This is a genomic window from Stutzerimonas kunmingensis (assembly GCF_002929225.1).
Classification (GTDB): Bacteria; Pseudomonadota; Gammaproteobacteria; order Pseudomonadales; family Pseudomonadaceae; genus Stutzerimonas.
Genome location: NZ_PISM01000021.1, coordinates 488,399 through 506,074, shown reverse-complemented (window position 1 = coordinate 506,074; position 17,676 = coordinate 488,399). Strand labels below are relative to the sequence as shown.

Genomic DNA, 17,676 nt, shown 5'->3' with positions numbered 1-17,676 from the left:
CCATGACTCGACTGGAAATCCTGCCCGAGCGCGCTTCCGAACGGGTGCCGCTCAAGGGCATGCGCAAGATGATCGCGGCGAAGATGCACGAAAGCCTGCAGACCACCGCGCAGCTGACCCACCACAGCGAATGCCGGCTGGATGCGCTGAAGACCCGCCGCGCCGAGCTGAAGGCCGAGGGCAGCGCGGTATCCGTGCAGGACCTGTTGCTGCTCAAGGTGATCGAGACGCTGCAGGCCCATCCCGGGCTCAATGCCACGCTGGAGGACGACGTGATCCACCAGCACGTGGCGGTGCATCTGGGCCTCGCCATCCCGCTGCCGGGCGATCTGCTGGTCGCCCCGGCGCTGTTCGACGCCGAACAGCTGGACGGCGAAAGCCTGTGCCTGGCGCGCAAGGCGCTGGTAGACAAGGCCCTGGCCGGCAAGCTGTCGGTCAAGGAGCTGACCGGCGCCACCTTCACCGTCTCCAACCTGGGGCTGTCGCGGGTGCACCACTTCACGCCGATCCTCAACCCGCCGCAGGTGGCGATCCTGGGGGTTGGCGGCATTCAGCGGCGGCTGGAACTCGGGCCCAGCGGCGAGCTGGTGGAAGTCGAGTGGATGGGCCTGTCGCTGACCTTCGATCACCGCGCCGTCAACGGCTCGCCGGCGGCAGAGTTTCTCGATGATCTATGCCGGCGTATCGAGGAGTACGCGGCATGAACGGCATCGCCCGGTTCAGTGTGGGCGCTGGCCTGAATGCCGAGCGGGCCTTGTTGCAGCGCGTCTGCGACGGGTTGTTCGACTGCCAGTTGCTGCTCTGGCGCCCCACCGGCCAGGCGCTGGTGATGCCCGGCAGCTTCGAGCGCCGGCCCGGTTTCGCCCTGGCCAGCCAACGCTGCGCGGCGCAGGGCTGGCCGATCCTGCTGCGCGACACCGGCGGCGAGCCGGTGCCGCAATCGTCGGCGGTGCTCAATATCGCCCTGGCCTGCGCCCTGCCGGCCGGTGACGAGGTCGGCAAGCGCATCGACATCGCCTATGAAAGGCTGCTCGAACCCCTGGCGCTGTGGCTGGCGGAGAACGGCCTCAAGGCCGGTGTGGGCGCGGTGCCGGGTGCATTTTGCGACGGCCGCTTCAACCTCACCCTGGAGGGCCGCAAGCTGGCCGGCACCGCCCAGCGCTGGCGGCGCAGCCGTGACGGTCGCCCCGTGGTGCTGGCTCACGCCGCGCTGCTGATCGAAGACTGGCGCGAGCCCATGGCTGACGTGGTGAACCGCTTCTACCACGCCTGCGCCAGCGACCTGCGCTGCCAGGCCGCGAGCCATCTGGCGCTCGCCGAGCGACTGGCCAATACCTGGGCAACCGCCACATCCCTGCCCGAATGCTATCAGCGCGTCCTCGCCTGGCAGGGCCTGGAACTCGGTGCCCGCGCCAGCACTTATCCGCCCGAAGGCCTCGCCGTCGGACGGCACTCCCCCTTGCTTTGAATAAAAACAACACGGCAGGCCATCCGGGCCGGCCATGCATCGGAGGAAACACCATGAGCCATCCCACCCCTTACCCGCTCCAACGCAGCAACACCCTGTTAGGACGATGTACAGCGACGCTCTGCGGAGCGTTACCGCAGCGACGCTACCGTCATTAGCGCAGGCAACCCACACGCAACCAAACCGGATTTCTAGTTATAGAAGTTTAAATAACTAATCCAAAAGCAGTGATATACGCACACCCATGTTGCTCGCCATTACAGCGCGCAGCAGTGGAAGCCGCTTTGCCAATAAAACCAATATCAGAAGAGTTCTAGCAGCGGTCGCTCGTTTAAGGAATGCCTGAAACGAGAAACAACCCCATACAAGGAAATAATAAAAATGAAATTCAAACAGTCGAGTTTAAGGATGGTCTGAAGTAGTCAGGTATTTCTGGCTGACTCCAGCCCTTGCCGATTTCAAAACGGTGATTCGGCTAAAAAACGATCAAATCATCCCCTCTTTCCGGATTTATAGCCGGCGCGAGCACCTCGCGCCGGCCATTTCCCGCATTACAGACGCACCTCTCCTGCATTCGTCAGCAAATGTCGGCGCGCCATCCACAGGTTCGACAGCGCGAACAGTGTCACCAACTGCGCGGTGTTCTTCGCCAGGCCACGGAAGCGTGTCTTCACGTAGCCGAATTGGCGCTTGATCACCCGGAACGGGTGCTCGACTTTGGCGCGCACCTGGGCCTTGGATTTCTCGATCTTGCGCTTGGCTTTGTACAGCGCACTGCGCTTACTCAGCTTCTTGTACGTACTGCGGCGGGCCGCAATCTGCCAGATCACCTCCCGGCCTTCATGTTCCGGGCGTTTCTCTACGCCGGTGTAACCCGCGTCGGCGCCGACCATGTTTTCCTTTCCATGCAGCAGTTTGTCGACCTGGGTAACGTCAGCAACGTTGGCTGCCGTCCCCACCACGCTGTGCACCAGGCCAGACTCGGCATCCGCGCCGATGTGGGCCTTCATGCCGAAGTAATACTGATTGCCCTTCTTGGTCTGGTGCATTTCCGGGTCACGCTTACCGTCCTTGTTCTTGGTCGAACTCGGCGCATGGATCAGCGTGGCATCGACGATGGTGCCCTGGCGCAGCGACAGGCCCCGATCGCCCAGGTAACCATTGATCACCGCCAGAATCCCGGCCGCCAACTCGTGCTTCTCCAGCAGGCGACGGAAATTGAGGATGGTGGTTTCGTCGGGAATACGCTCTAGGTTCAGCCCGGCAAACTGGCGCAAGATTGTGGTCTCGTACAGCGCCTCCTCCATCGCTGGATCGCTGTAGCCGAACCAGTTCTGCATCAAATGTACGCGCAGCATCGCCATCAGCTGATACGCCGGACGACCACCTTCACCCTTGGGGTAGTGCGGCTCGATCAGGGCAATCAAACCCTTCCACGGCACCACCTGATCCATCTCGATCAGGAACAACTCTTTGCGGGTCTGCTTGCGCTTGCCGGCGTACTCGGCGTCGGCGAAGGTCATTTGCTTCATCGGGAAACTCGGGCAACGGGATCGGCGTATTTCACCAGATTCGGGAAGTCTTTTTCAGACCATCCTTAAGGGTACAGATAATCATGGCCGCCTCGCTTCCTGCGATCACGCCACTGCACGCATCAGACAGAGTCATTACCGACAAGGAACTGTCTGACGAATCGAACACCACTGATTGGCTGGCTTACGGGCGAACACACTCCGAACAGCGATTCAGCCCCCTCAAAGACATCAACGTAGAGAACGTCAGCGGGCTCAAGCCTGAATGGTACGCGCCGCTGCCGGATCGCTCCGATATCGTCGGAACACCTTTGGTCGTCGATGGGGTCATGTACTACGTTGGTGAAATGAACAGAACACGTGCATTCGATGCACGCACGGGCAAGATGCTTTGGGAATACGATCCGCAAGTTTCCAAAGAGATCATCGACAACAACATGAAGAAGGTCTTCTGGAAGCACAGCCGAGGCCTTTCAACATACGGGGACAAGTTATTCATCGCCACATGGGATGGCCGCCTGATTGCAATCAACAGAAAGGACGGCAAGGAAGTCTGGCAGACCCGAACCTTCGATCACGACCAGCCGTTGAATATCACAGGTCATCCCAAGGCCTTCGATGGCAAGGTATTTGTAGGCAATGGCGGAACAGAACTTGGGCCGATGCGCGGTTATGTGACCGCCTATGACACTGAAACGGGTAAACAGGTTTGGCGTTTCTATATCGTCCCTGGCAATCCCGCAGATGGATTCGAAGACGCCGCTCAGGAAATGGCCGCCAAAACCTGGACTGGCCGGTGGTGGGAAAACGGCGGCGGCGGTAATGCCTGGCATGGCTGGACTTACGACGAGAAATACAACCAGCTCATCTTCGGGACAGGCAACGGTGGGCCATGGAATATCAAAGTGCGCAGCCCGGACGGCGGCGACAACCTGTTCCTGTGTTCTGTCGTGGCTGTAGATGCGGATACGGGCGAATACAAATGGCACGTCCAGACTGCACCAGGCGACACCTGGGACTACAACTCGAACATGGACATCGTGCTGGCCGATCTGAAAGTCGATGGCAAGGATGTTGATGCCGTATTGCATGCGCCGAAGAACGGCTTCTTCTATACGATTGACCGCTCGAACGGCAAGGTGCTGTCCGCTGAAAAATTCACTGACGCCAACTGGTCAACCAAGTACGACCTGAAAGAGCAGCGCCATATTGTTGCGGACGATGCCAGGTATCCCGATGGCGAGAAGAATATCTATCCGTCGGCATTCGGCGCTCACTCGTGGCATGCAATGTCCTATAACCCCGAGTTGAATCTTGCCTTTATCCCCACCAACCATCTGGGCAACACCTTCAAGGACGACGGCAAGAACACGAAGCCTGGCCACAAGATGGCGAACCACAAACTTTACCTGGGGCTGACCGGTTGGGAACTGACCAAGGACCCACACGAGTCACGCGGTTCCCTGCAGGCCTGGGACCCGGTCAGGAACAAGCGTGTGTGGCAAGTAAATCAGAAAAGCCCATGGGGTGGCGGAACCTTGACCACAGCCGGAAACCTGGTTTTCCAGGGCCAGCCTGATGGAATGCTCAAAGCCTACGATGCCCGCACTGGTGATGAACTTTGGTCCTATGACGTAGGCCTCGGTATCTCTGCGCCACCGATTACCTACAAGCTGGATGGCAAGCAGATGGTTTCCCTGCTCGTGGGTCCTGGTGGTGCACTGGCCTCCAACTTCGGCGGCTCGGGTGAACTGGGATTTGAAAGCCACGGCTGGAAATATGGTGTGCATGAACGCCGCATCATGACGTTCTCGCTTGACGGAAAAGCGGTTATTCCAGAACAGCCTGCACCGCAACTTGCCAAGCCAATTATCGATGAGAAGTTTGAGGTCGATGCCAAAAAGGCCGAGGCAGGCGCGGGTGTCTTTGCGGAGAACCTCTGTGTTGGCTGTCATGGCGCCGGAGCTGTTGCGGGTATGAAAGCACCCGATCTGCGGGAGTCGCCGATATTGCTCAAAGGCAGTGAGAAGGCGTTCGAGAGTGTTGTGCGCGGTGGCGCGTTACTTGCCAACGGCATGCCCAAGTTTCCAGATTTGACAGATGCAGAGCTGGAAAGCATTCGCCATTTTGTTCGTCGGCAAGCGCGCGATGGTGTGAAGTCTGGCGGCGGACATTAAACCGGCCACGTTCAATCGCCAACTAAACACTTGAACCAATAACGCCTACATAGCCAGGCGTTACCACTGAGCAGAAACGCACGCGAATACCGTGAATGCCCGCAGGCAGTGCGGCTAACGGTATTCGCTGCACCCCGCATCGTTACATCCGAAGGATCAGAACAATGACAACAAGCCTGCGCTTCGGCAGCGGCGTTCTCGCCGCCTGCCTGTTCACTTCTGCCCACGCGGCCGATTATTCACCCGATCAGTTCCTCTTCGGCGACTGGAACGGCAGCCGTACCCGTCTGCATGAGGCCGGCGTCGACCTGCAGATCACCTACGTCAACGAACTGGCCTGGAATACCCAGGGCGGCGATGACCACACCGGCACCTACTCCGATCAGCTGATGTTCGATGCCGCGCTGGACCTGGAGAAACTGCTGGGCTGGTCCGGCGCTGGTTTCCGCTTCAGCGTGGTCAACCGCAACGGCGAGAACCTCAACGCCGAGGCCGATCTCGGCGTCCTGCTGCAACCCCAGGAAATCCATGGCTACGGCAGCGTCACCCGGCTGGTGCAGTTCTATTACCAGCAGGCGCTACTGGACGACCGCCTACTGATCAAGCTCGGCCGCCTGCCCATGAGCGGCGAGATATTCCCCTTCGCCTGCCCGTTCCAGAACCTCGGTTTCTGCGGCACGGTGCCCGGCTATGTCACGCCGAACTGGTTCACCTGGCCGATCAGCCAGTGGGGCGCCACCGCGCGTTACCAGCTGGATCAAGAATGGTCGCTGCAAACCGCGCTTTATCAGGTCAATCCGCGTTTCACCGAGCGCGAGCAGGGCCTGAATTTCGGTAGCCCGTCCGGCACCACTGGCTACCATGCGGTCGCCGAACTGGGCTGGACGCCAACCTTCTCCGGTCAACCCGGCAACTATCGCCTGGGCCTCTGGCGCAATACCGGCGACTTCGAGGACATCTACCGTGACGCTGCCGGCCGGCCGATGGCGCTTTCCGGCGCGCCAGCCGCCGAACACGACAAGGCCACCGGCGGCTATCTGATGGCCGAACAGCAGCTCTGGCAGAGCAGCGCGGTGGCCGAGCGACGCTTGAAGCTGTTCGCCAACTTCATCCAGTCCGACCCGGACGTGACCTATATCGAGCGCATCTGGCAGGTTGGCTGCATCCTCTCCGCGCCCTTCGCCTCGCGCCCGCATGACGAACTTGGCCTGGGCCTCGGCCGCCTGGAAATCAACGACGACGCCCGCAAGCACCTGCGCGAACAGGGCGAGCCGGTGCCGGACGTGGAGTACCCCGCCGAGCTCTACTACCGCGTCGCCCTCACGCCGGCCATCTCGCTGACGCCGAACGTCCAGTACTTCCACCGCCCCGGCGGCTTCGACGAGGCGGAGGACGTGGTGGTCGTAGGGCTGAAGACGGTGGTCAGCTTCTGATAACGCGGCAAGGGGCGGCCCGGCTTACCGGGTCGCCTGTCGGCAGCGAGCGCCTGCAGGTCAGGGCTTGGGCAGATAACCCGGCAACGCTTCCAGCCGCTCCATCCAGCGGGTGACGTGGCTGTATGGCGTGAGATCCACATCCCCTTCCGGCGCCAGCACCACATAGGGGTAGACCGCGCAATCGGCGATGGTCGGTCGGTCGATCGCCAGCCAGTCGTGGCGCTGCAGATGATCGTCCAGCAGCTTGAGCACTGCTGGTGCCTTGGCCAGCGCCGCGGCCTTGTCCAGCGGGTAGCCGAACTTCTGCACCAGCCGCGCCGCATTCAGGCTCTGCTGAATCTCGTTGGCGGTGAAGGACAGCCACTGCACGATCTCCGCCTGCCCGCGCGGGTTGTCCGGCCACCACGCCAGGCCGCCGTATGCGCCGGCGAGGTAAACCAGAATGGCCTGCGAGTCGCGGACGATATGGTCGCCATCATCCAGAATCGGCAGCTGCCCCAGCGGGTTCAGCTCGGACAGCGGCGGCTTCTTGTGCGCACCATTGGCGAAATCTACGGCCACCAGTTCAAGGTCGATATTTGCCAGCGCAGCGAACAGCCGCACCTTGTAGCAGTTGCCGGATGGACCCAGGTCGTACAGTTTCATTGCGCACCTTCTCTGATGAGCTGATTGAATTCGAGAACGTTGCCGTCCGGGTCGCGGATGAACAGCGCGATCCGCCGCGGGCCGATGGGATGCGGCCCCTCGGTGATGACGATGTTCTGCGCCTCGAGCCAATGCTGGAGCGCCGCGAGGTCATCGACGATAAAGGCCGGATGGGTCATGCCGGGCCGCTTGACCGGCGCATCCAGCAGCACGTTGTGCGCATCAGCCGCACGCGCATCGTTGAAGATCAGATTGATGCGCACGCCATCCGGGCTGAGCATTTCGTTAGCCTCGAACAGCGGGAAGCTGGCGCTCTCGACGAAGCCCAGCGCCTGGTAGAAGGCCATCGCCCGCGGCCGGTCGCTGACACGAATGCCGATGTGGTCATAGGCGAGAATGCGGGCGGGGCTGGCTGACTGATTCATGTGCGAAACTCCAAAAGACCTCAGTCCCTGAAGTGTCAGCCGCCCTGCGGGTTTCACCTATGCCGCCGGCCTGACAACATCTATGCAGCAATCGCACAAATCCCGGGGTGGCAATGGACAAGCTCAAAGCAATGGCCAACTTCGTTCGCATCGTCGACAACGGCAGCCTGAGCTCGGCCGCCGATGCCACCGGGCAATCCGTGGCATCGGTGGTGCGCTCACTGGCCGCGCTGGAGCGCCATCTCGGCGTGCGGCTGCTGAACCGCAGCACCCGGCGCATGGCCCTCACCGACGAGGGCACGGAATACCTGGCCTGGAGCCGGCGCATGCTGGCGGACTTCGCCGACATGGAGCAGCGCCTGGAAGCCAGCGACGGCGCCGTCCGCGGCCTGCTGCGCATCACCGCGCCAGTGGAATTCGGCCAGCGTTACGTCGCGCCGTTGGTGAATGACTTTCTCAAGGAACATGCAGAGATCCGGGTGGAGCTGAACCTGAGCGACCAGATCGTCCCGCTGCTCGACGAACGCCTCGACCTCGCCCTGCGCATCGGCCACCTGCCCGACTCGGCCATGGTCGCCCGACAGATCGGCAGCACCCGGCTGGTCACCTGCGCCAGCCCCGACTACCTGAGCACCGCCCCCGCCATCGACACCCCGGCAGCACTGGAGGACCACGCCTGCATCCTCTTCGCCGCCCAGGGCCGCCACTGGTACTACCGCCACGGCGAAAAGAAACAGGCGGAAGAAATCACCCCACGCCTGACCTGCAACCAGATCCGCACCGCCAGCCTGGCCTGCGTGCAAGGCCTCGGCATCACGCGGCTGATGCACTATCAGGTCGCCGAAGAACTGGCTGATGGTCGTCTGGTAAGAGTGCTTAAGGATTACGAACCGAAGGATTTACCAATCCAACTCGTCTACCCGCACGCCTTGCAGCTATCGCCAAGGGTGCGGGCGTTTGTGGAGTGGGTTTGTCCGAGGTTGGAGAGGGGTTTGCCGGGGTTGGGTTAGGAATCGAGGCTGGCTGCTTTCGACCGATTCTGTTGAAAGCTCGCAGCGGCTAAAAACCAAGAAATGAGCGGGTGATCGGGCGGGTTTTGATCGATTTGCCGCTTTCAAAATCGGCAAGGGCTGAAGTCGGTCAAAAAACAGGCGGCTTTTTCAGACCTTCCCTAGGTGAAGCGCTTTCAAAAACCATTATTTACGGCAACAAACCTAAAAACATTGAATCTTTTGCCTGGTCGCTAGCTCAACGGCTCCCCAAAGTACAATGCCCAATAATAGATAAAGCATGCGGCGAGCTTTCAGATAACTTTGACAGCCAATACTTAATTATCGAATGCTTACGTCGCGGGGTTATGTATCATCATGGCTCAATAGCCGACACTGTCCGACTCTACCTAGAGAATACATTTTCGAAGTCAAAGAAACTTAAGTATCTGGTTTGTAGCGCAACCTTTTAGAAGGGGTCAACCTGCCCATTGAAAAACTATTCCTTATTGACCACCGCAAAGGTGCAAATCTTCTATCGCCTTCTCAATTTAAGAACCTAGTTGGCAGGGTTAACCGCTTCAGCGAGGTTTTTTCAGCAAAAGGTTCTACAGCACTTAAACGACTTGAATCGAGCATATATTTATTAGGAGTAGATGGTTACACCCGCAAAGGATCAGACCTTGAGGGCTACTATCAGAAAACTGTTAATGTATCCAAAGAAGACCAAGATAGCTTGAAAAATGTTCTCCTTGAAGGTACGGATATTGACGACTCAAACTCCAAAAAATTCGAAGACGCAGTCGAGAGGCTTGAAAACCTACAGCCAGGCATAGTGGATGATCGCGAGTGCAAATATGTGACCACAGAGGTGGGAAGGCTCTTGCTAGCAAATGGCATAGGAGAAATCGACGTATTTGATGCCGAGGAAGAAATAGAAAATGAACTTTCTCTATTTATTGAGACTCACGGCCAGATCCAAGACTCCACATCTTTAATGCTTGCTATCAAGCAATGCTTTATTGATTATTTTGATGAGTCACGCGGCTATAGTGAACTTTCTCGACTTGAGGAGGAGTCGGCGCGTAAATTTTACGCAATGATGCTTGACTGGCAAATCAAAAAATACTCGGTAAAGCAAATAATTTATCAGTATATAAAACACTGGGATGAGCTCTCCCAAAACCAGAGATCAACCCTCATTTATGTTGGAAAGTGGGGCGACACTTCTTACAATGAGAGTTTTAATGAACACTGGGTTGACGTGTCAACCAAATCCAAAAAGGAAAAGATCAACCTCGCCATAGTTAGAATCAAAGAAGAAGAAGACTTTTTTGATTACCATATCTTTAGATTCGTTGAGGTCATGAACGGGGTTGAAGCGGTCGACCCAGACTTCTACAAAACAATAAAGTATGGAACAACTAACGATACAAAAATAAAAATGATAAAAGACGGCTTCAGCCGTGGCCTATCCGATTTAATATTAAGCAATTACCCGGATAGAATTCGTGTAGACCAAGATGGGGAAATAACAATTGATCCTAAACTAGTTGCCGCAATGAGGAGCAACGAGGAAAGCGACTTGATAATTTTTGAAGCTCAAATGAATTTGAAATTTACTTAACCCCCACTTTTTTTATGCCGACAGCCTAGAAATTTCTCTTTGCTGTCGGTGCCTTCTTGACCTACGTACGGGCGCACCAGCGCCTAGCTACTTCCCGAAAACAAAGGGGACAGATTTATTTTTCAGCGGCCCACCATCATCAAGTCCGGAACGTTGTGCCAACCAAAAACCAGACATTGCGAGCAGCCGTACGATTATCTACAGTCCGCGCCTCTCGACGATAGCTGAAAGGACTCACAATGAAGAACCTGCTGATTGCGCTAATGATCGGTGCGGCGGTTTGGCATTTTTACCTGAAGCCTGATGCAGGGCAGCGGGCTGGCTCCACGGTTTACCCCGCATCGACAGTCCCATCTAGTGCAGCTACCAGTTTCACCAAACCAGCGCCTCGCGCTTACTCATGCGACGGGCGCACGCATTGCTCGCAGATGCGATCCTGCGAAGAAGCGACTTACTTTCTTCGGAACTGCCCTGGCACCACCATGGACGGGGATATGGATGGCGTTCCGTGCGAGCAGCAGCATTGCCGCTGAAGCGGGGCGAGTCGGCGAGCGGTAATCTCCAGCCAAAACAAAAAAGGCGGTTAGCTTTCGCTAACCGCCTTTCTGTGTCTGGTGGCTACACCGGGACTTGAACCTGGGACATCAGCATTATGAATCGCTTGTGTAGCGCCCTACTGAGCCAGAAAGTCCCAGAAAATGGGCTATGCACCTGCCTCCCCACCTCACTGCACCAAAGCATTTCAGAAAATGCTGCCGATGTAGTCACCCGAGGCGACACGCTCTCGTGCTAGTTACTAATCACTTCCTGGGAACATCGACAAGGATAAGTACTCTTCCATCCAAAAATGTGATCTTGCAATTTTTATGACTTCACTGTCTGAATATCCAATTAAGCTGAGCATTTCCAGATTGAAAAGCCCAACCAAGAAATAACTATAGCGCATCATTGTCCAGTCATGTGCAGACTTCTCTCTTAAGTCACTTGCGCCATGGGCATAATAATGTCTCGTATCCTTTATTTTCTTCAGATGGTGGTCAAGCTCCTTCACATCTATAAGCTCTCTCCATCTGCTGCATACAGCTTCTAGCCTTTCTTTAAGGCTAGGGGACCTTCCTCTTTCGCCAGTTTTGATCTTGTGCATCTCCTCTATAGCAGACACCCGCCAAAGGAACGACAGTACGTTACTTGAGTTATCATGATCCAGCGCGTCAAAGAATCGATCTATTGGTTCTTTATGCGAAATCTTTAGATCAAACCATTTTAAGATTACTTTTTCGATCTCTTTCGGCAGAGAGTTTACATGCAAGAGTACAGTGTTGTGATCAAGCTTTTTCTTTTGTCTCTGAAAAATACTGCTCACATGTAGCCGGTGTGTTTTCCAACGCTCATTGCCGTCATCTATCAGAGACATGTCCGCATGTTCAAGCGGGATTTGGCAGGCAAACTCTATAAAGCGCTTGAAATGTCTCAGCTCGTCAAAAAGCTTGTCTGTAGCCAGGATTTCTTTTGATAAAATTTGGAAATAAAGCTCTTTCTTTATGGTAAGTTCTTCGACACCCCTGCACACCATATTTATTTGAGACCGATAGCTCTTTATTAATTGTAGGCTGTCATTGATTTGTATTTCTTCTTCTTCATAAGGCTTAAAACTTATGACGCATTCTTCGCTGCTGAAATTTTGGCGCTCGAAAGTTTTATCATTAAACCACTTTGCGCTTTCTGGAATTCTAAACTGTATCCCGTAGAACTCCGGACTTTCTTTATGAGCGCCTATCACTGCCTCTGTCGACTCTATAATAGTGGTCGAATTTTCGTCGCCAGACCCAGTTACGGTGTATTTAGTTGTAAATGAATTGTATAGCGTTATTTTTTCGGCCCCCTCAGCCAATACGCCAAAAATCACTTTATCTACTATCTGCTCTCGCCCTGTTAGTGAGCCCTCTAGTACAATCTTTGCCCCTTCTTTCTCTAGCGTTAAGACGCCAACCCTAGATGTATCTGCGCTTTTACCTGCTATCCAAAACTTACCTAGGGCCGCTTTTTTTTGCTCTTCTTTCATCTCTAGGTGCTCTACATTGGTTTCGCGCTGATTAGGCAGTGGTTACCAATCTTTTCCTCTTAATCCTTCGATGCATTCCCTAACGTCGTCATCAATTACGTTTCCAGGTTTAATGCATTCCTTCATGGTGCGCCGAACCCCGCGATTGGCTTCGCGTTCACGTTGATCTCGGGCTTTAAGGTTGGCGCGGGCAGCGTCGCCCAGCATTCCCTTCGAACCGGCGAAGAATTCGTCAGTCCAGCGGGATACTGCCTTGCCATAGGCTTCGGCAGCAGGCCGCATTGCGTCACCAACTTGGGTGGCAATGGGTTTGGATTCTTCCGCCAAGGCGGGGCTTGCGATTAGGGCCAGTGCCAGCAAAATCCGTTTCATTGGTCTTCTCCACTCCTTCGGGCGTACCAGCGCCTAGCTACTTCCTGTGTGATCGCTATCCCGCGTTTGGATTGGCCAAGTTTCGGTTGGCCTCGTGGTAGTCCGGGCTGATCTCTCCCCTAGCGGGATCTATCCGCCCGGTTCTCAGCCAGAGAGAGTATTCAGGGTAGCGATCTGCCATCAAGTCCAGTTCGCTTGTTCTCAGATTCGCTCTCTTGTCGTACCTGATCGTTTTACAGCGCTCTTCCTTTATCCCCGTGGCCTCGGCGACCTCTCGATGGCCAACCTTAGAGAGAAAAAGCCTAACCCTATCGTGAGTTGATTCCATAAAGATCTTAAAAAGGATCGGTTGAAATATTCCACCCGCCCATGGCGATGGTATTATTCCACTCATGCAGTTGAAATATTCCACACCTGCTTAAGTGCGTTCACGGATTATAGGGGGTAAACACATGGAACAGTCTGGTGTAGTGGGGTTAACCATCGAAGGCCAAGCCGAACGGATCGTCAGCTTCAGGGAAGCGCCGTTCTGCACGCAGTACGTGCTGGCTGAAATGATGGGCGTCGAGCAGATCACCGAAGACGTGGTGCGCGGCTGGGTGGAAACCTACACCCTCCCAACCGTGAAGATCGGCCGCCGCCGCGTCATCAACCTGCACCGCATCCGCCGCGACATCGAGCGCGGCAAGTCTGTGTTCTGCCAGGGGGATTACGCCGATGAATAGCGTCATCCTTTGCGAATTCCTTCTCTTCCCGGCATTGGTGCGACCCGACTCTATCGTGCTGCTGCGTAGCTGCCTGCTGGAACAGGAGTGGACCGCATGAATCCTCCTCTCTATACGCAAGCCGCCTTCGCCGCTCTGGCCGGTGTATCCGTAGATATGGTCGCTGGCTGGGTCAGAACTGGCGCCGTCGAGAGCGTGAAGTTGGGCAACACCCGTCTGGTGCGTTTCCCGGGGGTAAACCCATGAGCCGCACAGACCAGCAATTCAAGCTGCGCATGCCTGCTGCACTCCGCGCCCAGGTCGAGCGGTCCGCTTGGGCTGCACGCCGCTCCCTGAACGCCGAAATCGTCATCCGCCTGGAAGCGTCCTTCGCCCAGGTTGCGCCCAGCACCAGTGAACAGGAGCGCTCCGAATGATCCGCACCGTTTATGGAAAGCCAGGGGATGGGATGACCTATGTCGAAGCCGACCAGCTATCTACGTCTTCCGCACGCACCGGACTGCGACTGCTCTGTCTGCTGGTCCAAACGCGAAATGGCGACCCCCGCTCCCTCCCCGTCCACACGCTGCGCCCAATGCCGCCCCGCCTCTGCGCGGCCGATTCGCACGCTGCAAATGGGCTGCGTCGGTGGAACCTGGAAGCCTCTGGTCTCGGACTGGACAGTGGAACCGGCCTTTATCTGCGAGAAGCACACGCCACCCGCCCGCCCCGCGAAGTGGTGGAGCGTTATCTACGACTCGGGCAAGCCAACGCCCTATGTGCCGATTCACAAACCGTTCGAGCTGGTGGGGTGAGCGCATGAACGTCATCACCGTGTTGCTCGTGCTTAGCCAGTCACTGACGGTGGTAGCCATCGGAGCAATTCTCACAGCCATGCCGCGACTCGGATTTGATCAGGTCCAGGGCCGCGCTCCCGGCTCGTCGGATCACGCTTCACCGATCCGGCGAACGGAAGCACGGGCGGAGCGCACCCTTGACCCTGCACGAACAGGAATAGCCTCCGCTCGTGAGTGAGGGGCAGCTTCACCGCCCCGCGCTCCCGAGCCCTCGGCGGCAAGAGCGGGATGACAAGGGCAGAGCCCTTGGTGTTAATGAACTATCGATGGAATTAATAGTGTGAAAGTTTAAACACCTGACTATTCCACTGTATTCCATGAACTAACGGCAACTATGAAAGTTGTTTAGCGATGATAAAAACGCTTTCCAAGCGTGTATAACTAGTACCACAAACCCGTTGTAAGCCGCGTAAACCCAGGCAAGAGGCGAACTTTACAGTTCCTCTGCTCGGGCTCTCTCGGCCCGCAAAAGGCAAACCGCGCAATAACGCGCAACTAACTGAGGAAACACAAGATGGCACGTTCGACTATGGAAGTTGCATTTCTCGGCACTCAGAAACTCGCCTTCAGCCAAAACGGCAGCGAAGTAAAGATCGTCAAAGTCTTCTATGGCGATGAGCCGGACGGCCAGACCGAAAACGGCCTGTCCATCGTCAGCATGGATGTTCCGCTGGAAGTAGCCGACGAAGTGTTTGCCTCGGGCGCCAACTTCGAGCCGCTGGAAACCGTGCGCATCCACTTCGAGATCGCCCGAGCCGGCAAACAGAAGGGCAACAATCTCTGCCTGCATCTGGAATCGGTGAAGCCCGCCACCCAGGCCACCAAGCCGACCCAGCAACCGACCCTAACCGCCAAGCCAGCCGGCACCCAGCCGGACGCGGCCAAGGCCAACTAACCGGGAGGGGCGGCCATGCTGATCGATGACCGGGTGTACTGCGACTGCTGCGGCAACGACATGGGCAAGCTCATGGCGCTGCCCGCACCGCAAAGCGACCTGCTGCCCGACCTCAGCCTGCCGCCCCACTTCGCCGTCTGCCCTGACTGCGAACCGTCCGAAGCAACTGCCGACCTTGAGCAGGCCGGCGAATGAATTTCCTCGCCTGTGACGGTGACTGGCTGCAAGGCGCCGATGGTTCGCCCATCTGCTCCGGCTCGCTGGTCGCCCTCACGGTCGAGGAAATGCAAAGCCTCTACGGCTCTGCACTGACCTGGGACCAAGTCTCCGAGCTGCAAGGCGAAGCGATTGTTCTGTTCGCCACCGTGTTCGGCTTCCTGGTCCTGAAAAAAGCCCTGAAACAGTGAGGTATCAACCATGCAACTGAACAAGCACTTCATCAAGAAAATTGGCCTCGGCGCTGCCGTTGCTCTCTCGGCTGCTGCCGGCTCCGTCTACGCGGCAGTCCCGGCCGAAGCCACCGAAGCCCTCGACACCGCGGGCACCGACGTTGGGACCATCGGCTGGGCCGTCTTCGCCGTGATCATCGCCGCGATGGCGTTCAAGTACATGCGCCGCGCCCTGTAACCGGGGTTTTGCGCACTGCATGTGCCGAAGCAAACAAACCCCGCTCCGGCGGGGTTTTCTCTTCCAGGGAAACGCCAATGAGCTACGAACTGTACGTCCTGATCCTGACCACCCTGGCGTTCTATCTCGTGTTTTTTGGGCGGGTGTGAGGATGAAACGGATTTCGGTCGCTATCGCTTTTCTTCTGTTCACATGGGCTTTGCCTGTTTGGTCGGCCGACTACTACTGGACCCTGTCAGCCGGTTCCGATTACGGACAGTTTTCTGATCCGCCCGCTGCATGTAATTACTACATGGGCCTTTATGAGACAGCCTCTAATACATCCGTTGCTCAAGAACTCACCAGAACAACTGAAACGCAGTGGAGATGCCGAGTCACCTATAAGAACTCCGGTTCTAGCCGGGTAGCCTCGTCCAATATTCTGCGCCTTGGTGATACTTGCCCTTCTGGCGGCGTGTTCGATCCTGCCACTGGAAAGTGCGATGCACCGACTAACGCCTGCGAAGCCACCATCGGCCAGGTCGTTACCCACGAACACAAGATGAAAGAAGCGGTTGGCCAGCCGGTGATCGATCCGCCGGGCTCGGTCTGCGCCAATAGCTGCCAGTACGCCTTCGGCTTCACGCCGGCCAGCAACGTCTACGTCTACAGCAGCGGCGACCCTTCCGGGGTCTTTGGCGTTTACAGCTATACCGGCAACGGCATCCAGTGCAACGAAGACACCCGCAAGCAACCGGGCAACCCGGGCCAGCAGACCGACCCTGACGAAACCCCAACGCCCGATCCTGACAACCAATGCCCAGACGGCTACGCCTGGAACGGCACCTTTTGCAGCAAGGAGCCGCCCCCGCCATGTGATCCCGAAGTCGAGGTCGGTGGCTGTGACGACACCGAGAACCCCGACCCTGATGATCCCGGCGATGGTGATGACGGCGACGGGGACGGTGATAGCGACGGTGATGGGGATGGCGAAGGAGACGGCGGTGGTGATGGCTCCGGTGATGGTTCTGGAGACGGCTCGGGTGATGGCGATGGCAGTGGTGACGGCGATGGATCAGGTGAAGGCGATGGCGAGGCCGAATGCGACCCGGCCAAGGACCCAAACAAATGCGGTAAGCCCAGCGTAGAGGGTGAAGCCTGTAACGCCGAGATCAAGTGCACGGGCGATGCCGTCCAGTGCGCGATCCTCCGCCAGCAAAAGAAACTGCGTTGCCACGCCGAAGAACAGGCCGACTTCGAGAAGCACGAATCCGCCATCGAAGCCGCTGTGCAGGGCGACAAGTTCAAGCTCGACGAAGGCAGCAGCGAGATCGAACTGCCGACCTTCGTCAACCAGGGCACCCGCTTCCTTCCGGCCAGCTGTCCCGCTGCGGAAACCTTCAGCCTGCGCACCAGTGGCGGGCGTTCCTTCGAAATCAGCTACGAGCCGCTATGCCGCGCCGCCAATGACTTGAGCGGCCTGTTCGTCGCTGTCGCTACCGTCCTGGCTGCCCTGTACGTGGGCCGCTCCGTAGGAGGTCAGTAATGCAGTTTCTCTTCATCGTGCAGATGCTCGTCATCATCCTTGGCCCACTGGTGAAGATGGTCCTGAAGATCCTCGGCTTCGGCTTCGTGACCTATGTCGGCTTCAACATGATCATTGGCCAAGCCCAGGACTATCTGTTCGGGCTGATGGGCGATGTCGGCCCGGTGATCCAGGGGATTCTCGGGCTGGCCAAGTTCGATGTGGTGGTGAACCTGTACTTTGCCGCCATCTCGACACGCTTCATGCTCGCCGGGATCGACAAGGCCACTGACCGCCGTCGGAATCAGGTCTGGCGCAAGCCGGGCGGCACCTCCATCGACGCATAAGGAGGCGCC

23 protein-coding genes are annotated in these 17,676 nt (G+C 57.2%); 18 read left to right on the top strand and 5 right to left on the bottom strand.

Annotated elements, in window-relative coordinates:
* The first annotated feature begins 2 nt into the window (after positions 1-2).
* Together CW305_RS19100 and CW305_RS19095 are read left to right on the top strand one after the other, a co-directional pair.
* Positions 3-704, top strand: coding sequence for a 2-oxo acid dehydrogenase subunit E2 (locus CW305_RS19100; protein WP_104098637.1), 702 nt, complete (start codon positions 3-5; stop codon positions 702-704).
* Entirely contained in the window at positions 701-1,468 is a 768-nt protein-coding gene (locus CW305_RS19095) for a lipoate--protein ligase family protein (RefSeq protein ID WP_104098636.1), read from the top strand. Before CW305_RS19100 ends, CW305_RS19095 begins: the two co-directional genes overlap by 4 nt.
* Before the next feature lie 551 nt (positions 1,469-2,019).
* Here CW305_RS19095 and CW305_RS19085 read toward each other — a convergent pair.
* Positions 2,020-3,000 carry an IS5-like element ISPst5 family transposase gene (locus CW305_RS19085; protein ID WP_014820685.1) on the bottom strand — a complete coding sequence of 327 codons (981 nt, stop codon included), beginning with the start codon at positions 2,998-3,000 and terminating at the stop codon, positions 2,020-2,022.
* 83 nt (positions 3,001-3,083) lie between these two features.
* Here CW305_RS19085 and CW305_RS19080 point away from each other — a divergent pair, with 83 nt between their 5' ends.
* Together CW305_RS19080 and CW305_RS19075 are read left to right on the top strand one after the other, a co-directional pair.
* On the top strand, positions 3,084-5,177 hold the full coding sequence (locus tag CW305_RS19080) for a PQQ-dependent dehydrogenase, methanol/ethanol family (protein WP_104098635.1): 2,094 nt from the start codon (positions 3,084-3,086) through the stop codon (positions 5,175-5,177).
* A gap of 164 nt (positions 5,178-5,341) precedes the next feature.
* Positions 5,342-6,610 (top strand): carbohydrate porin, encoded by a 1,269-nt coding sequence (locus tag CW305_RS19075; protein WP_104098634.1) that lies wholly within the window; start codon positions 5,342-5,344, stop codon positions 6,608-6,610.
* A 60-nt stretch (positions 6,611-6,670) separates the two neighbouring features.
* Here the strand turns inward: CW305_RS19075 and CW305_RS19070 are convergent, their stop codons facing one another.
* Positions 6,671-7,258, bottom strand: a complete 588-nt coding sequence (locus CW305_RS19070) for a glutathione S-transferase family protein (RefSeq protein WP_104098633.1) — start codon at positions 7,256-7,258, stop codon at positions 6,671-6,673.
* Positions 7,255-7,683, bottom strand: coding sequence for a VOC family protein (locus CW305_RS19065; protein ID WP_104098632.1), 429 nt, complete (start codon positions 7,681-7,683; stop codon positions 7,255-7,257). Before CW305_RS19065 ends, CW305_RS19070 begins: the two co-directional genes overlap by 4 nt.
* A 113-nt stretch (positions 7,684-7,796) precedes the next feature.
* Between CW305_RS19065 and CW305_RS19060 the strand changes: the two genes are divergently transcribed.
* From CW305_RS19060 to CW305_RS19050, 4 genes are all read left to right on the top strand, one after another.
* Positions 7,797-8,693, top strand: a complete 897-nt coding sequence (locus CW305_RS19060; RefSeq protein ID WP_104098631.1) for a LysR family transcriptional regulator — start codon at positions 7,797-7,799, stop codon at positions 8,691-8,693.
* 86 nt (positions 8,694-8,779) lie between these two features.
* The gene (locus tag CW305_RS23305; RefSeq protein ID WP_146067170.1) at positions 8,780-9,145 is read left to right on the top strand and encodes a hypothetical protein; all 366 of its coding nucleotides are present in this window, start codon (positions 8,780-8,782) and stop codon (positions 9,143-9,145) included.
* Between the two features lie 263 nt (positions 9,146-9,408).
* Positions 9,409-10,299, top strand: a complete 891-nt coding sequence (locus CW305_RS19055; RefSeq protein WP_104098630.1) for a hypothetical protein — start codon at positions 9,409-9,411, stop codon at positions 10,297-10,299.
* Between the two features lie 239 nt (positions 10,300-10,538).
* Positions 10,539-10,832, top strand: coding sequence for an excalibur calcium-binding domain-containing protein (locus CW305_RS19050; protein ID WP_104098629.1), 294 nt, complete (start codon positions 10,539-10,541; stop codon positions 10,830-10,832).
* 263 nt (positions 10,833-11,095) lie between these two features.
* Here the strand turns inward: CW305_RS19050 and CW305_RS19045 are convergent, their stop codons facing one another.
* Both CW305_RS19045 and CW305_RS19040 read right to left on the bottom strand, forming a co-directional pair.
* Positions 11,096-12,361, bottom strand: coding sequence for an ApeA N-terminal domain 1-containing protein (locus tag CW305_RS19045; protein ID WP_104098628.1), 1,266 nt, complete (start codon positions 12,359-12,361; stop codon positions 11,096-11,098).
* Positions 12,362-12,403: 42 nt separating this feature from the next.
* On the bottom strand, positions 12,404-12,733 hold the full coding sequence (locus CW305_RS19040; protein WP_104098627.1) for a hypothetical protein: 330 nt from the start codon (positions 12,731-12,733) through the stop codon (positions 12,404-12,406).
* A 452-nt stretch (positions 12,734-13,185) separates the two neighbouring features.
* Between CW305_RS19040 and CW305_RS19030 the strand changes: the two genes are divergently transcribed.
* The 10 genes from CW305_RS19030 (at position 13,186) to CW305_RS18980 (ending at position 17,667) form a co-directional block, all read left to right on the top strand.
* On the top strand, positions 13,186-13,458 hold the full coding sequence (locus CW305_RS19030; RefSeq protein WP_037019588.1) for a hypothetical protein: 273 nt from the start codon (positions 13,186-13,188) through the stop codon (positions 13,456-13,458).
* Between the two features lie 96 nt (positions 13,459-13,554).
* Positions 13,555-13,704, top strand: a complete 150-nt coding sequence (locus CW305_RS23300; RefSeq protein ID WP_146067168.1) for a MerR family transcriptional regulator — start codon at positions 13,555-13,557, stop codon at positions 13,702-13,704.
* Positions 13,701-13,874 (top strand): Arc family DNA-binding protein, encoded by a 174-nt coding sequence (locus tag CW305_RS19025; protein WP_104098625.1) that lies wholly within the window; start codon positions 13,701-13,703, stop codon positions 13,872-13,874. The genes CW305_RS23300 and CW305_RS19025 overlap by 4 nt, the downstream gene beginning before the upstream one ends.
* Before the next feature lie 39 nt (positions 13,875-13,913).
* Entirely contained in the window at positions 13,914-14,252 is a 339-nt protein-coding gene (gene pflM / locus CW305_RS19020) for a lysogeny maintenance protein PflM (protein WP_104098624.1), read from the top strand.
* Positions 14,253-14,808: 556 nt separating this feature from the next.
* Positions 14,809-15,189 carry a hypothetical protein gene (locus CW305_RS19010; protein WP_104098623.1) on the top strand — a complete coding sequence of 127 codons (381 nt, stop codon included), beginning with the start codon at positions 14,809-14,811 and terminating at the stop codon, positions 15,187-15,189.
* Positions 15,190-15,204: 15 nt separating this feature from the next.
* Positions 15,205-15,384 (top strand): hypothetical protein, encoded by a 180-nt coding sequence (locus CW305_RS19005; RefSeq protein ID WP_104098622.1) that lies wholly within the window; start codon positions 15,205-15,207, stop codon positions 15,382-15,384.
* Positions 15,381-15,596, top strand: a complete 216-nt coding sequence (locus CW305_RS19000) for a hypothetical protein (RefSeq protein ID WP_015277797.1) — start codon at positions 15,381-15,383, stop codon at positions 15,594-15,596. The genes CW305_RS19005 and CW305_RS19000 overlap by 4 nt, the downstream gene beginning before the upstream one ends.
* A 10-nt stretch (positions 15,597-15,606) precedes the next feature.
* Positions 15,607-15,816 (top strand): major capsid protein, encoded by a 210-nt coding sequence (locus tag CW305_RS18995; RefSeq protein ID WP_042926026.1) that lies wholly within the window; start codon positions 15,607-15,609, stop codon positions 15,814-15,816.
* Between the two features lie 151 nt (positions 15,817-15,967).
* A complete protein-coding gene (locus tag CW305_RS23805) occupies positions 15,968-17,341 on the top strand; it encodes a virulence factor TspB C-terminal domain-related protein (protein ID WP_245891008.1) in 1,374 nt (457 codons plus the stop codon).
* Positions 17,341-17,667, top strand: coding sequence for a DUF2523 domain-containing protein (locus tag CW305_RS18980; RefSeq protein WP_042926027.1), 327 nt, complete (start codon positions 17,341-17,343; stop codon positions 17,665-17,667). The genes CW305_RS23805 and CW305_RS18980 overlap by 1 nt, the downstream gene beginning before the upstream one ends.
* Positions 17,668-17,676 lie beyond the last annotated feature (9 nt).

Coding starts and splice junctions, on each gene's coding strand:
- CW305_RS19025 (WP_104098625.1), top strand. CDS start 13,701: ATGAGCCGCACAGACCAGCAATTCAAGCTGCGCATGCCTGCTGCACTC.
- CW305_RS19080 (WP_104098635.1), top strand. CDS start 3,084: ATGGCCGCCTCGCTTCCTGCGATCACGCCACTGCACGCATCAGACAGA.
- CW305_RS23805 (WP_245891008.1), top strand. CDS start 15,968: ATGAAACGGATTTCGGTCGCTATCGCTTTTCTTCTGTTCACATGGGCT.
- CW305_RS19060 (WP_104098631.1), top strand. CDS start 7,797: ATGGACAAGCTCAAAGCAATGGCCAACTTCGTTCGCATCGTCGACAAC.
- CW305_RS19065 (WP_104098632.1), bottom strand. CDS start 7,683: ATGAATCAGTCAGCCAGCCCCGCCCGCATTCTCGCCTATGACCACATC.
- pflM (WP_104098624.1), top strand. CDS start 13,914: ATGTCGAAGCCGACCAGCTATCTACGTCTTCCGCACGCACCGGACTGC.
- CW305_RS18980 (WP_042926027.1), top strand. CDS start 17,341: ATGCAGTTTCTCTTCATCGTGCAGATGCTCGTCATCATCCTTGGCCCA.
- CW305_RS19095 (WP_104098636.1), top strand. CDS start 701: ATGAACGGCATCGCCCGGTTCAGTGTGGGCGCTGGCCTGAATGCCGAG.
- CW305_RS18995 (WP_042926026.1), top strand. CDS start 15,607: ATGCAACTGAACAAGCACTTCATCAAGAAAATTGGCCTCGGCGCTGCC.
- CW305_RS19030 (WP_037019588.1), top strand. CDS start 13,186: ATGGAACAGTCTGGTGTAGTGGGGTTAACCATCGAAGGCCAAGCCGAA.
- CW305_RS19075 (WP_104098634.1), top strand. CDS start 5,342: ATGACAACAAGCCTGCGCTTCGGCAGCGGCGTTCTCGCCGCCTGCCTG.
- CW305_RS23300 (WP_146067168.1), top strand. CDS start 13,555: ATGAATCCTCCTCTCTATACGCAAGCCGCCTTCGCCGCTCTGGCCGGT.
- CW305_RS19070 (WP_104098633.1), bottom strand. CDS start 7,258: ATGAAACTGTACGACCTGGGTCCATCCGGCAACTGCTACAAGGTGCGG.
- CW305_RS19010 (WP_104098623.1), top strand. CDS start 14,809: ATGGCACGTTCGACTATGGAAGTTGCATTTCTCGGCACTCAGAAACTC.
- CW305_RS19000 (WP_015277797.1), top strand. CDS start 15,381: ATGAATTTCCTCGCCTGTGACGGTGACTGGCTGCAAGGCGCCGATGGT.
- CW305_RS19005 (WP_104098622.1), top strand. CDS start 15,205: ATGCTGATCGATGACCGGGTGTACTGCGACTGCTGCGGCAACGACATG.
- CW305_RS19045 (WP_104098628.1), bottom strand. CDS start 12,361: ATGAAAGAAGAGCAAAAAAAAGCGGCCCTAGGTAAGTTTTGGATAGCA.
- CW305_RS19050 (WP_104098629.1), top strand. CDS start 10,539: ATGAAGAACCTGCTGATTGCGCTAATGATCGGTGCGGCGGTTTGGCAT.
- CW305_RS19100 (WP_104098637.1), top strand. CDS start 3: ATGACTCGACTGGAAATCCTGCCCGAGCGCGCTTCCGAACGGGTGCCG.
- CW305_RS19040 (WP_104098627.1), bottom strand. CDS start 12,733: ATGAAACGGATTTTGCTGGCACTGGCCCTAATCGCAAGCCCCGCCTTG.
- CW305_RS19085 (WP_014820685.1), bottom strand. CDS start 3,000: ATGAAGCAAATGACCTTCGCCGACGCCGAGTACGCCGGCAAGCGCAAG.